Source organism: Profundibacter amoris (genome assembly GCF_003544895.1).
GTDB lineage: Bacteria > Pseudomonadota > Alphaproteobacteria > Rhodobacterales > Rhodobacteraceae > Profundibacter > Profundibacter amoris.
Genome location: NZ_CP032125.1, coordinates 1,314,763 through 1,329,042, shown reverse-complemented (window position 1 = coordinate 1,329,042; position 14,280 = coordinate 1,314,763). Strand labels below are relative to the sequence as shown.

The following is a 14,280-nucleotide window of genomic DNA, read 5'->3' as shown; positions in this document are numbered from 1 at the left end:
ATAGAATCCGTTTAGCAGCGCAGTAACAACTATGCCCCCTTCTGTCCATCATAACGGACAAAACACCCCTTGACCAAAGCGCTGCACACAAATACCCATGCGCCCATGACTACAGTGGGCCTGTAGCTCAGTTGGTTAGAGCAGAGCGCTCATAACGCTTTGGTCGCAGGTTCGAGTCCTGCCGGGCCTACCACGGGTTTTCAACAAATCCTCACCCTATATCGCTTGCAGGCAGCTGTCGGCATCAATCCGTTTGACCGTGGCACCATCCAGCCCGATCGCCAGATCGGGGCAGTTGGTTTGCAAATGCAGCTTCATTTCCGTACCGGTCATCGGCGCCTGCCCTTCCTTGCGCCGCTTTGCCTGAAGCAGGGATACGACACCGGCCACAATCCCGCTGGCCGCCGATGTGCCCCCGAACGAGGCAAACTGCGAACGCTGCATAATCAAAGAGTCATAACCCGTTTCCTCGATCGTTGACACGCCGCCATCTTCGGCCCCGAAGGCACCGGGCACATCTGTCGACAGGACACCCCATGTGGAATAATCGCCTGCCTCCTCTGGCTCGGATTCAGCCTGTGTTACCTCATGGTCGTGCATGGTGCGCCCCTTTGGATCAAGGCGCAGTTCCCTGCGGGTCCAGACCGGCGCATCGTCGCTGGGGGCATAGACCGTCACATTCCTTGTGTTGGTATAGGAACTGAACTTGCGTTTGCCGTTGATTGCCCCGACCGAGATCAGCGCATTGTCAGGACCGGCCAGCGACGCCGGATAGACCGTTTCACTTTTGAACCCGTTATTGCCTGCGGCAACGATCACCGGAACCCGCGCGGCTATTTCCAGCAACAGGGCCTCGAATATGGCGGCCTGTTGTTTCAGCACAGGATCGGTATCAATCCGCGAGGCGCGTTTGTCTTTGGGGCGATGTGGATCGACCTTGTTGCCTTTGGCCGTTGGCATATAAATCGCGCGCGGGATGCAGATGACATCTGCCCCCATGCCAACCGCATAAAGCAGCGCATGGATCAGCCCGATGAATTCGGGCCGAAAACTGGTGTTCAGCGGCAAAAGACGGCACCGGGGATCGGCGCCGAAATAGGCAATGGCCTCGGCGCATTCTTCGGGCATCACGGCAGGCGCGCGCCCCCCCACAACACCGGCCAGCAATGTGCCATGTGTTGGCAGATCATCCGCATAGGTGGTGACCGAGCGGACAACACCGGCGGATATTTCAAGCGCATCAATGATGTCACTTACCCCCGGGATATCAGTGGCCTGATCAAAATCATTAATACGCTGCCAGAATTGGGGATCGGCCGTATTGGCCGCATCAAAATGGTTCCGGCGGCCTTCGCGGTCTGTTGTGCAATCTTGCGGGTTTTCCGCAGCCCCCAAAGGCCGGATGATCGCCCCGAAATCATGGGTGGCAAAGTCAATGCCCTCGACCATGCCGCCCGCATCCCCCGCAGGCGGCAAATACGGGTGTTGTGATGAACAGCCGTTGTCGATCATCGCCACAAGCGACGGATCAACCGCATCATCATACAGATCATCCCAGACACTGCCGCTGACCTCGTAACGGGGCAGATCGCCACCATCGGCCAGTTCAAGGGTGATGACGCCCGCATCATGCAGGTGCCATAGGTAATGGGCGTATTCGCTGTCACGGTTCAGATCAATGTCCGGCATTATATCCACTCCTGCATCGCGGCGAACACCTGTTCGCGGCATAATTCGATCATGTAGGGGCAGAACCATTTGGCCAGCAATCGCCCTGCGTCAGTGTCCGACGGATAATGGATGCCGGCATATTCGCGGTTTTCCCCCACCCGTTGCGCGACAAAGAACAACTCCGGCATCGCCCCGACTTCGGGTACCATGCGCGACAGAACCTCGGCGACAGAATACATCTGGAATGTGTGGTTTGACGGATAGGCATTATGCGGCGGATTGCCGACAAAGGGGCGCAATGTCGGATCAATCAGGTTTGGCCGTGTGCGGCTGAATTTGTCCTTGTAATGAAACCCGACCACCCCCGCGACGTCGATGATTGTCCGGATCAGGGTTTCTGTGGCCCCATAGCCGCCCAGTTCTTCAATCCCCATCGGCCGCAAAATATCGCTGATATCTTCGGTCGTGGCCTGATCCATGATTTCGGACTGGCGCAAAGGGTCTTTCATCAGGCGCTTTTGGTATTTATGTAAATGTCTGATCTCTTTGGTAAATGTTTCATCCTGATCCGGCGGGGCCGGCAATGGCAGGTTTTCCCAGGCAAACCGCTTTGCTTTCAGTTCTTCTGGCAGTTGCGCCCAGAACAACTCGCGAAATTCATACCAGTTCTGTAACGGTGCACCACCGCCGGCTGCCGCTACATTGCTGCGCGACCGCGACCGGCTGCGTGATCTTGAGCGGCTGCGGCTGCGGGACCGGCTGCGCGATCTGGACCGGCTAAGCGCACCGGAACCGCTTGCCGCCGCCCCCGCCCCCTCGCCCGATCCGGTGCCAAAAGTGCTGACAAGTTGCGACTGCCCCCCCGGTTCCACATGGACCAGTTTGCTGTTTCTGTAGACCAGCAAATTACCACTGATTGAGTCGGAAAATTTTGGATACACAATAGTATCTGGCATAATCATATTCCTTAAATAATAGCATTTACAAATCGCACAGCAGCAGGCTGTTGCCGATCACATTGGCCGCCTGTGCAGACGGGACAGGATATTCCTGCGTGCCGATAATGGCCGAGGACAGATGCGGCTCGACCCGCGCAAGCTGTCCGAAGGTTTCGCGTGCCCGCCCGATCTGCCCCATTTGTGCGTAACAGGCCCCAAGATAGCGCAGGGTGGGCGGATAGTATTTGCCGGTATTTTTCGGCTGTAATGACAGGGCCAGATTGCCATTTCGAATGCCCGAGCGGTAATCTCCGTTCAGGGTGTCGATCATGCACAGGGTGGTGACAAACGCATAGCGATGCGGCAAAAACCGCCCCAGCATGGCGGCCTTCATCGCCGATTTTCGCGCCGCCACCAGATCGCCCTTGTACAGCAATAACAATGCCTGCGCATCATGGGTCATGACGTGATCGGACTGAACCATATGCGCCCGGTCAATCAGCTCGGTTGCCTGCTCGAAATCGCGAAAAACAAAGGCGGATACAAAGGACAAAAGCGAAAGCGTCAGACCGTTATAAGGATCCAGCGCCAGTGCCCGTTCCGCGTATTCATATGTGCGCGCCAGAATATCCTCGCGCTCGCAACTGTCCTGTTCTTCCATCCAGTGGGCACCCAGATAGGCCCGCCACGCCAGAATACTGGAGCTTTCATTCAAATCACACGCCAGGGCAAAGCTTTTGTCCGACAAATCCAGATTTCGCGCGGTCAGGGAAAACATGCTGTTGATCCCCTGAACCGCCAATGCCGCGGCCAGATGTGGCTCGGTCGAGAATTGCTCGGGCTGGGCGGCCAGTTTGGTGAATATCTGGTCGGACAATTCGTTTGCCAGACTCCAGTCGGTAATATTGCCCTGCTCGGTGACCGGAATGTGCCGGACCTGCGACCAGATGATCGATTTGTCCGAGGACCGCAACAGGTTGAGCGATATTTCCACCCGCAAATCATTGCTTTGGGCAAACAGCTGCAAATACACATCCGGTATCACGCAGGGCGCGGTATTCTGGTCAGGGCCGCGTAAATCGACCACCTCGAAACCGCCGAATTCCATGAAGAAATGGGTGATTTTTCCCAGCAATATATTTCCGGTGGTCGCGGCCCGCATGTCTTCGGGGGCTGTCATGACATTTTGCAACCCGATCTTGATCGTATGACACGGGGCAATGGCGCCGGACAACCTGTGCAGCAGCGGATTACGGTGCGCCGGTTGCATGGTCGCGGAACGGGCCGTGCGTAGCCAGTCCTCGAACCCGTCTTCGCCAACAATATCGATCCCTTCCAGCAATTCACCGTCCGCGTCGCCTTCCAGGGCATCAACATGGATCCGGTCCTTGATCAAGCGCACACAGTCACGCCTGATCTCGATCGGGCTGGTGTCCGGTGGTCCGAATATCTTGCGCAAGGTCGAAAGCTCGTGCCGCAGGCTTGCCTGGGCCTGGCATTTTTCACGGCTGCCCCATAACCGGTCCATCAACCAGCCGCGTTGCCGCTCCAGATTGGGGGAAAGCGCCAGTATCGCCAAAATTGCGCGCGCTTTCTTACTGACGACTTCCAGTCGCTCACCGTTGGGCGAAACCACCCGAAAGCTGCCGCATATATTCAGTTTGTAAGTGGAGTCGACAGTTGTTTCGTCCATATCTGATAGGGTTTTTTCATGTTTGTTCGGCGTTTTGGTATTGGGATAATTTGTTAACTTATTGTTAACACATTGGCCCAAACCTGTAAACTTTCCCGGATTTGACGCCCTATTGGGTACGCCCCCTGCTGCATCGGAAACATGCGAAAGGGTCTTTGATGTACATGTATCAACTGTCTCGTCGAGACCGATGCGTTTCATTCCCAGTGCCTCCAAAATATAAGCGATAACGATAGTTTAAAATTAATTGCCGTAACGTAATCCCGAAATGAAATGACAGCTTTTTGTAAAAGTTAACGGCGTTTTTTCAGATCACGCCATTATTCACGATATATTCACGATAAATAGGCGCACGGTTGGCGCAGGCGGGTGAAACTGTCGATATCTTGCTACCGAAAACAACCACTCTCATCATTTAATCCATAGATAGCAAAGTGATAATAAATGATCATGCTCTCCTTATTATGCAGTGCAAACAAATTGAATACAGCGTCTTTATTCCAGAATATCAAACATTTGACCGTCCCGGAAACCGACACAAGAATGCTCGAGGAACAAACAACCAGCAGCCTGCTGGCGGCCCTGCCCTCTGAAAAGGAGGGCACCGATTTCGCGCTGGTACTGGGGCAGTTGTTCTTTAAGAATTTCACAACAACGATCCACACAAGCCCCCCGGATGGCGGGGACCATATCTTTGCACCCGACTGGATTGCCCGGATCGACGACGATATCCAGCAGGCAAACAACCCTGAAACAAGCAGGGTTGAACATGCCTTTCAGAAATTGTTTGATATGCTGGTCGTGGTATTCCAATCCGCAGGTCAAACGCGCAAAGCCGCGATTGCCCGCGCCACGACAGAGGCCCATTATCATTACCAATGGATGCTGATGAATCTGGTTTTACCCGGCATGATCGACGAAAACCTGCAAACCGAAATTTTGAATTCCAAAGCACCGCTATACTCCGAATTCAAACGTCAAAATGCGTTGGAGAGCAGCCGTGAACAAACCTATCCAAAAGAATTCATTTTCCTGACGGTCCCGCTCGCTTTGTATCTATGTCATGGCACTCTGAAAGATAAGCCATCCCCGATGTCGCTGATTTATGATTTGAACCTGCACAGCTTCCCGTCTGCACAGGATGCCATTCAAGACATATTCAAACGCACCGGCATCGTGCTGGCCCAGCCACAGCTGCATATGAACACCGCGAAAATGCCGATCTGGGTGTTTCTGGTTAACGAAATGGAACTGCAGGATGGACGGTGTTTGATTGGTTCGCTTGGCAGTTATATTCTATGTGACACCATTATCGGCATGCTGATTTCCGACCCCGACACCTATTGGCATCAAGCCGGAAGCGACGCCGGCCGCTGGTCACCAGATGACGGGAGCCTGAAATGTCCGGTAGATACGCTCGAAAAACTGCTGGCATTATAACGTGTAAATAACGGGCAAATTCCGGTGTATCCGATACTCGGTTTAGGTGGAATTTTCACGCTTTTCCATGAAGGATACGCCAGAACCGGTTCCTGCTGCTAGTCAGGAATTCGGTATCCGGCGCCGCCGACAGGGAGGTAATTACTTTGGCATTTAACGTATCGCAAATTATAAAATAATGCTTAAAAAACTTGTGCTTATCTTAACCGTTCAATAAATTTCTGGATCAAATTCCGATCCGACTATTCAGTACACTATAGATAGCACAAGCCTGAAAACCGACCGAGCGTGAATTCGGGAATCCTTGCAGATACACGAAAAATTCACGGTATTTTTCCGGTTTTTCTTGATTTTGTTTACGTTAGGGAATGTTCTTGCCTATTCCAACGGGAATCCGCGCTTTTCCCTTAGGTTTTTGATGCCCGGCAACTGTGAATCAGTGCAGCAACAAAATAAACGGGGCCACAAAGGCCCCGTTCAGAGTTTTCAAACGACGTTACACACCTTCGACAAAGGTATATTCGCGATCCGCCGCAGGCAAGCCATAGGAAAGCGCCTCTTGGTATTCCGGCGAATGGTAGAACGATTTTGCCGTTTCCATATCCTTGAACCGGATAATCACATTGCGCGACCGGCCTTTGCCCTCCATGTGGAAACACTCGCCGCCGCGGGCCAAAAACTCGCCGCCGTATTTCGCAACCGCCGGCCCCGCCAGCTCTGCATATTTCGCATATTTTTCGGCGTCGTTCACATCTATGTGCACCATCGCATAAGCAACCATTCACTATCCCTCCAAAATTTCTTCTGCCGCCTTGATCGCGGCCTCGGCGTTTTCAACATCCTTGCCACCGCCTTGCGCCATATCGGGGCGGCCGCCGCCACCGATCCCGCCCAATGCCGCAACCGCCACCTTGACGATATCCACCGCCGAAATGCGGTCGGTCAGATCATCGCTAACCCCTGCCGCCACAGCAGCCTTACCGCCGGTATCAGCGATTAACAGAACCGCACCCGACCCTATCCTGGCCTTGTGCTCGTCAATCAGCGCGCGCAAATCCTTGCCGCTGACACCGCTCAACACCTGCGCGATAAATTTGATACCGTTGATTTCCTTAACATCCTGCGCGCCGCCCTGACCCGCGCCACCGGCCATCGCCAACTCGCGCCGCAACTGCGCCACTTCGTTTTGCAACGCCTTGCGCTCGTCCAGCAATGCCTTGACGCGCGTGCCAACTTCGGACGCCTGCGCCTTGAGCAAACCTGCAACCTCGGCCAAGGCCCGTTCTTTGCCGGCCAGATAGTCCAGCGCCGCAGCCCCGGTCAGCGCCTCGATCCGCCGCACACCGGCCGAAGACGCGCTATCGCCCAACAGCGCAAACAGCCCGATATCGCCGGTCTGTTTCACATGGGTGCCGCCGCACAGCTCCAGCGAATAGGTGTCTTTATCGGCGCCCTTGCCGCTGCCCGTCTGGGTGCCCATCGACACCACGCGCACCTCGTCGCCGTATTTTTCGCCAAACAGCGCCTGCGCCCCCAACCCGCGCGCGTCATCCGGTGTCATGATCCGGGTTTCAACAGCCGTGTTCTGGCGGATATACTCGTTCACCTCGGCCTCGACCGATTGCAACTGTTCCTCTGTCAGCGCCTTGCCGTGCGAGAAATCGAACCGCAGCCGGTCAGCCGCATTCAGCGACCCACGCTGCGCCACATGATCCCCCAACGCCTGCCGCAAGGCCTCGTGCAACAGATGCGTGGCCGAGTGGTTGGCCCGAATGGCCCCGCGCCGCGCGTGATCCACTTCCAGTTCAGCCCCCTGCCCGACGCGCAACTCGCCCTCGGACACTTCGGCAATATGGATGAACACATCCGCGGTCTTTTTGGTGTCGGTGATCTGTGCTGCGCCGCCATCGACCTTCAGCACACCGCTGTCGCCAACCTGCCCGCCACTTTCGGCATAGAACGGGGTCTGGTTCAGCACGATCTGCACCTGTTCCCCAGCCTTGGCCGATTGCACCGGCTTGCCATCCTGCACCAGCGCCAAAATCTGCCCCTCGGCGACCTCGGTGTCATAGCCCAGAAACTCGGTCGCGCCATGCTCCTGTGCCAGATCGAACCAGATCGCGGCATCCGCCGACTCGCCGGTACCGGCCCAGGCCGCGCGCGCCTTTTCCTTTTGCGCCTGCATTGCTGCGTCAAACCCGTCGGTATCCACCGCGCGGCCCTTTTCGCGCAGGGCATCCTGCGTCAGATCCAGCGGGAATCCATAGGTGTCATACAGTTTGAACGCTGCCTCGCCAGGCAAATCCGCCCCTTCGGGCAGGGCCGCCAATTCGTCATCCAACAGCTTTAGACCACGGTCAAGCGTCTGTTTGAAACGGGTTTCTTCCTGATGCAGGGTTTCCTCGATCAAGGCCTGCGCCTGCCCCAGTTCCGGATAGGCCGCGCCCATCTGTTTCACTAGTTCCGGCACCAGTTTATACATCAGCGGATCCTTCGCCCCCAGCAAATGCGCATGCCGCATTGCCCGGCGCATGATCCGGCGCAGCACATAGCCCCGTCCGTCATTGCTGGGCATCACCCCGTCCGCCAGCAGGAAGGACGTCGAGCGCAGATGGTCTGCAATCACCCGATGATGCGTCTTGCCCGGCCCGTCCGGATCGGTCGAAGTTGCGTGCGCGCTTGCCTCAATCAGGCTGCGCATCAGGTCGGTTGCATAGTTGTCATTGGTGCCCTGCAACAGCGCCGCCACCCGCTCGATCCCCATGCCGGTGTCGATCGACTGGTTCGGCAGATCGGTGCGGCTGCCATCCTCGTGTTGTTCATATTGCATGAACACCAGATTCCAGATTTCAACGAACCGGTCGCCATCTTCCTCAGGCGTGCCGGGTGGGCCACCCCAGATGTGGTCGCCGTGATCATAGAAAATCTCGGAGCACGGGCCACAGGGGCCGGTTGCCCCCATCGACCAGAAATTGTCGCTGGTTGGAATGCGGATAATCTTGTCGTCGGAAATACCCGCAACCTTTTTCCAGATTGCCGCCGCCTCGTCATCGGTGTGATAGACCGTCACCAGCAGTTTTTCGGCCGGAATTTCCAGCTCCTTGGTGATCAATTCCCAGGCAAAGGCAATGGCCTCGTCCTTGAAATAATCCCCAAAGGAAAAATTGCCCAGCATTTCGAAAAACGTATGATGCCGCGCGGTATAGCCAACATTGTCCAGATCGTTGTGTTTGCCGCCCGCCCGCACGCATTTCTGCGCCGAGGCTGCGCGTTTGTACTCGCGGGTTTCAACGCCGGTGAACAGGTTTTTGAACTGCACCATGCCCGAATTGGCAAACATCAACGTCGGGTCATTGCGCGGAACCAGGGGCGAGCTTGGCACGATCTCGTGCCCCTGCTTTCCATAGTAGTTCAGAAATGTGCTTCGGATATCATTCAGGCTTCGCATATCAGGCTCTTTTTGGGCTGAAGGTCGGGTCAAACCCGTTTATCGCCCCCCGCCACGCCTGTCCACCGTAAGAAAGGGCCGCAAAGGCAATTTGCCCGCGGCCCTGTTCGTAAATCTTGCGTTAACTCACGCTTCCAGAACGTCCCCGTCTTCGGAAATTTCCGGCATCTCGAAATCAAGCCCATGGGCGGCGCGGATTTTATCCTCGATCTCATAGGCGATGCGCTGGTGTTCTTTCAGATAGGTCTTGGCATTTTCGCGCCCCTGCCCGATGCGCTCATCCCCGTAGGAATACCAGGAACCGGATTTGTCAACGATGCCGGCTTTCACCCCGAGGTCCAGCAATTCGCCCATCTTGGAGATGCCTTCGCCATACATGATGTCGAATTCTACCTGTTTGAACGGCGGTGCCACCTTGTTTTTAACAACTTTCACGCGGGTGGCGTTGCCAACAATTTCATCACGGTCCTTCAGGGCGCCAATCCGGCGGATATCCAGACGCACCGAGGAATAGAATTTCAGCGCATTGCCGCCCGTCGTGGTTTCGGGGCTGCCGAACATCACGCCGATTTTCATGCGGATCTGGTTGATGAAAATAACCGTGCAACCGGATCGCGAGATCGAGCTGGTCAGTTTACGCATCGCCTGGCTCATCAAGCGGGCATGGACGCCAACACTGGCATCGCCCATGTCGCCTTCCAGTTCGGATTTGGGTGTCAGCGCGGCAACTGAATCGACCACCACCATGCTAACGGCCCCTGAACGCACCAGCGTGTCGGTGATTTCCAGCGCCTGCTCACCCGTATCTGGTTGTGAGATCAGCAATTCATCCGTGTTCACACCCAGGTTTTTTGCATAAAGCGGGTCCAGCGCATGTTCCGCATCAACGAAAGCGCAAACCCCGCCCTTTTTCTGGGCTTCGGCAATGCAATGCAAAGTTAAGGTGGTTTTGCCCGAAGATTCCGGCCCATAGATTTCGACCACCCGCCCTTTGGGAATGCCGCCAATCCCAAGGGCAATATCAAGCCCCAGTGAACCCGTCGAGGTGGCCTCGATTTCCTGAACCGCGCCCTCCTGACCCAGTTTCATGATCGAGCCTTTGCCAAATTGGCGTTCAATCTGGGCCAGCGCTGAATCCAGCGCCTTTTGTTTGTCGGTGTCGCGCTTGTCTGCCATTTTCAATAAATCTGCCGTTGCCATTGTTCCCGTCCCTTATTTCATAACCACGCAAGCGCAGCAATCCGTAAATGTTCCTATCATGTTCTCATTTCTTATGGGGGTAAAAAGAGAACATTGCAATCCCATTTTTCATAATTACAATTTTATATAAAATGGTTAAAAAGTGATTACCCGCGATAAGTTAATGGATTTTCGCCTTAGCTTTATCCGGCAACCCATTACATCAACATGATTTTCTGGACATCGAAAACTGAACCCTTCAACAGGCCAGCCCCCGAACACCGCACCGCAGGGCCGCTAATGAAGCTGTTTTTGCACCGTTGCGGTTAGATCACCCAAAGAAAAAGGTTTCGGCAGGAATACCGAATTGGGAATTTTTGACTGGTGATCGACAACATCTTCTTCCGCATACCCCGACACGAACACCACCTTGACGTCCGGTCGTTTTTCCAGCGCTTTGCGAACCCAGCTTGGCCCGTCCATTCCGGGCATGATGACATCGGTTACAAAGACGTCGATCTTCAACCCTTCGTCCTCGAGCGTTTTTAACGCCTCTTCGGCGTTTTCCGCTTCCAGAACCGTATATCCCCGCAATCGCAATGCGCGTGACGCAAAGGCCCGCACAGGGGCTTCGTCCTCGACAAGAAGAATGATCCCCTCGCCTTGCTTGGTTTTGGGTTTCGCTTTTTGCGAGCCCGTATCTTGCCCAGCCAGTTCGTGTTTGTCATAGGCTGGGAAATACAGCGAAAAGCAGGTGCCCTTCCCCGGAACACTGTCAACAAACACAAAACCGCCGGACTGTTTCACAATGCCATACACCGTGGACAGCCCCAGCCCGGTGCCTTCGCCAACCCGTTTGGTGGTGTAAAACGGCTCGAATATCTTGTGGATCTTGTCCGGAGATATCCCGATCCCCACATCGCTGACTTTCACAACCACATAATCACCGGCAATGACCCGTGCCCGATCGCGCTCCATATCATGGGGCAAAGTCACGCCTTCGGTCTCGATCCGGATTTCGCCACCTTCCGGCATCGCATCGCGGGCATTCACCACCAGATTCATCAAAACCTGTTCCAACTGGCGTTTGTCGGCACGGATCGGGCGCAGACCCGGATCATGCGACAGAGAGAGCATCACCTTTTCCCCGACCAACCGGTTCAACAGATGGGTCAGATCCGACAATGTATCCCGCAGATCAAGGACCTCGGGTTGCAGATTCTGTTTGCGCGAAAAGGCAAGCAACTGGCCAACCAGACTGGCGGCACGGTTGGCGTTCTGGTTGATCTGCATCAGGTCGCCATAATCCGGATCCCCCTGATCATGCCGCAGCAACAGCAAATCACAATGGCCGGAAATCGCCGTCAGCAGATTGTTGAAATCATGGGCCACCCCCCCCGCCAACTGGCCGATTGCCTGCATTTTCTGGCTTTGCACGAATTGCGCCTCGAGGGTTTTCAACTCGGTCGCGTCATTCAGCACCGCAATCAGTACCGGATTGCCATTTTCCTCGATCCGGCTCAGGCTGACTTGCAAATACACTTCTTTATCCGTCTTGCGCGCCTGCAACACCTCGGAGCGCGACAAGCCTCGTCCGGCAATCGCATCCGCAATCCAGTCGGAAATCGAGCGTCCCAGCCCCTCGACCAGATCTCCCAATTCTGTGGCGCCGGACATCGGATCATTCAGCAATTTACGCGCCAAGCGGTTGGCCTGAACAACTTTGGCGTCGGTCGATATCTTGATCATCGGAATCGGCAGTTCATCAAAAAACTGCCAGCCATTGCAGTTTTGCCCATCCGAAACACCTGGCAGCAAATAAATCTCGCGCCGGTCCGAGGCCACTTCCAGTTCCGCCACCAGCACCCGGATCGGCCCATCCTTACCCGCAATCTGGTGTTCCTGACCGCTGACCAAAGGCAGGTCGTTAAACACAGCCTCAAGCGTTTCCATGCGCCCGCCCAGCAAGCTGCACAGGATATCGTTCATAAACAGAACCGTTCCCGATTTGGAAACCGTCAGCATCGGCAGGCCGATATCACCACGCCCCTGCCCCGTTTGTTCCGCGTCCAGCCGCCAAAGATAGCGGTCACCGGATATCTGGTGCACCATAAGCCCAAGCATTCCGTCGCGCGTTACAATATCTTCCTGCGCGGCACCAAGGGCTTGTGCCTTGTTTTGCAAACGAAAAAGCATGGCGGACGGATTGGCCACCATATAGCGCAACACATAAGACAAGGGCCTGCCGGTTACGGCTGAAAACCGGTCTGTTGCCGCACGATTGAAATATATGATTTCATCGTCCTGGTCGGTGACAAAACAGGGCGAGGCATCATTGCCGACAATACCTGCCAGAGTGGCAATATCTGCCTTTTGCACACGGTTTCTCCAATAGGTCCATCCCGTCACGGCAAGCCCGACAAACCCGAGCGTCAGCCCGGCGGCCATCAGAACCAGACCCGTCGCCGGATCTGGCACAAAAAATGCAACCGCAATGAGCACAGCCCCTATCAGGCCAAGGTAAATCACCCTGCCTGTGGTAATACCCGCTTTGCGGATTTGAATTTCAGGCGTTTGCGCCGTGTGAGCCACCGAAAGCCCCCGCTGATTGATTCGTGGACTCTTAATTTCCAACACAAGGTCTTAAGCATGCGTTAAGCTTGAATCAGAAAAGCGGAGAGCCGCTACTTTGGGTTGATTATGTCCGGTTTTCCTACCGCGTCAAGAGAGCGCAGAAAAATCCGTCGCCACCGTCCAGCGGGGTAAAGCGGGTCTGGCTGGTGCATTTCCAGTCGCTACCGGTTGTAAACGCTTCAATCTGTTCACTGTTTTCCGCGTCCAGCAGCGAACAGGTGGTATAGGCCAGCACCCCGTTTGGCGCGACCAAACCGGCGGCTTTGGTCAGGATTTCGGCCTGAATTTCGCGCAACTGGTCCAGCTTTTCCGGCTTGAACTCCCATTTCCCCGCAGGCGAGCGCCGCCACGCGCCACTGCCGGAACATGGCACGTCGCACAGCACCAGATCATAGGGGCCGCTAGCGGCCACGTCTTCCGGTTCAAATAGTGTCACGGATGCTCCGGCACGTTCCGCGCGATCAGGCAGGTCTTTCATCCGTTGCGGGTTGGCATCATGGGCGAAATAGCTGGCAGAGGCGCGTGCGGCCATTGCCAGCACCTTGCCACCGCCACCGGCGCAATAGTCCAGAACCCGCATGTCGGGGCGCAGCGGCAACAGATCGACCACCGCTTGCGAGGCGGCGTCCTGTAGCTCGACCCGCCCGTCATTATAGGGCGCACTCAGATGCACGCGGCGCGGGTTTTCAGTGACCTCGAGCGCGGTCGGGGACAGGGGGTGCGGGGTGGTCTGGATGTTTTCCCCCGCCAGATCAATGGCGGCCTGTTTCAGGTTTGTTTTTAACGTGTTAACCCGCAGAAACACCGGTGCGCGTTTTTGCAGCGCATGACAGACGGCGGTGAAATCATCGCCCAGACTGGCGGCCAGTTGCGGGGCGATCCAGTCGGGGATGTCCAGCGCGGCATTGCCCTCGGGTGTGTCCCCCTGCGCCCGTTCTTCATCGGTCAAAGGCGTGGGCGCGTGGCCGATACCTGTGAACATTTCATCCGGATTTACACCTTGGGCACGCAGCATGCCCAGCACAATACCACGCCCTGTTTGCGCCCCGCCAAGCGTGGTGAACGAGCGCTTGCAACGCAGCGCGCCGAACACATGATCCCGCACCGCCGCGCGATCCTTGGAGCCGGCATAGCGCGAACCACGTGCCCAGTTGGTCAGGGCCTTTTCGGCAGCGTCCCCGTCCAGAATATGGCCAAGAATTTCAATGGCGGCGGAAAGGCGGGCGGCTGGGGTCATAGGGTCGTTCCATTCGTAAGGCGGGGTTCACCCCGCCGCT

9 protein-coding genes and 1 tRNA gene are annotated in these 14,280 nt (G+C 55.8%); 2 read left to right on the top strand and 8 right to left on the bottom strand.

Features of this window, described 5'->3' with window-relative positions:
• Nucleotides 1–116: 116 nt before the first annotated feature.
• A tRNA-Ile gene (locus BAR1_RS06635) sits at nucleotides 117–193 on the top strand.
• Nucleotides 194–216: 23 nt separating this feature from the next.
• Here the strand turns inward: BAR1_RS06635 and BAR1_RS06630 are convergent.
• From BAR1_RS06630 to BAR1_RS06615, 3 genes are read right to left on the bottom strand one after another with little or no spacing between them, the layout of a single operon-like run.
• Entirely contained in the window at nucleotides 217–1,689 is a 1,473-nt protein-coding gene (locus BAR1_RS06630) for a S8 family serine peptidase (RefSeq protein WP_162891686.1), read from the bottom strand.
• Nucleotides 1,689–2,627 carry a phosphatase PAP2 family protein gene (locus tag BAR1_RS17915; protein WP_162891685.1) on the bottom strand — a complete coding sequence of 313 codons (939 nt, stop codon included), beginning with the start codon at nucleotides 2,625–2,627 and terminating at the stop codon, nucleotides 1,689–1,691. The genes BAR1_RS06630 and BAR1_RS17915 overlap by 1 nt, the downstream gene beginning before the upstream one ends.
• Before the next feature lie 25 nt (nucleotides 2,628–2,652).
• Nucleotides 2,653–4,302 (bottom strand): hypothetical protein, encoded by a 1,650-nt coding sequence (locus BAR1_RS06615; RefSeq protein ID WP_162891684.1) that lies wholly within the window; start codon nucleotides 4,300–4,302, stop codon nucleotides 2,653–2,655.
• Between the two features lie 543 nt (nucleotides 4,303–4,845).
• Here BAR1_RS06615 and BAR1_RS06610 point away from each other — a divergent pair.
• Entirely contained in the window at nucleotides 4,846–5,742 is an 897-nt protein-coding gene (locus tag BAR1_RS06610; RefSeq protein ID WP_118942287.1) for a peroxidase family protein, read from the top strand.
• A gap of 496 nt (nucleotides 5,743–6,238) precedes the next feature.
• On the opposite strand, the gene BAR1_RS06605 is transcribed toward BAR1_RS06610, so the two are convergent.
• From BAR1_RS06605 to BAR1_RS06585, 5 genes are all read right to left on the bottom strand, one after another.
• Entirely contained in the window at nucleotides 6,239–6,523 is a 285-nt protein-coding gene (locus tag BAR1_RS06605; protein WP_118942286.1) for a DUF1330 domain-containing protein, read from the bottom strand.
• A gap of 3 nt (nucleotides 6,524–6,526) precedes the next feature.
• Nucleotides 6,527–9,190 carry an alanine--tRNA ligase gene (gene alaS / locus BAR1_RS06600; RefSeq protein WP_118942285.1) on the bottom strand — a complete coding sequence of 888 codons (2,664 nt, stop codon included), beginning with the start codon at nucleotides 9,188–9,190 and terminating at the stop codon, nucleotides 6,527–6,529.
• A gap of 126 nt (nucleotides 9,191–9,316) precedes the next feature.
• A complete protein-coding gene (recA, locus tag BAR1_RS06595; protein WP_118942284.1) occupies nucleotides 9,317–10,390 on the bottom strand; it encodes a recombinase RecA in 1,074 nt (357 codons plus the stop codon).
• A gap of 276 nt (nucleotides 10,391–10,666) precedes the next feature.
• Nucleotides 10,667–12,817 carry an ATP-binding protein gene (locus tag BAR1_RS06590; RefSeq protein ID WP_118944376.1) on the bottom strand — a complete coding sequence of 717 codons (2,151 nt, stop codon included), beginning with the start codon at nucleotides 12,815–12,817 and terminating at the stop codon, nucleotides 10,667–10,669.
• Between the two features lie 265 nt (nucleotides 12,818–13,082).
• The gene (locus tag BAR1_RS06585; protein WP_118942283.1) at nucleotides 13,083–14,240 is read right to left on the bottom strand and encodes an RsmB/NOP family class I SAM-dependent RNA methyltransferase; all 1,158 of its coding nucleotides are present in this window, start codon (nucleotides 14,238–14,240) and stop codon (nucleotides 13,083–13,085) included.
• Nucleotides 14,241–14,280: the final 40 nt, after the last annotated feature.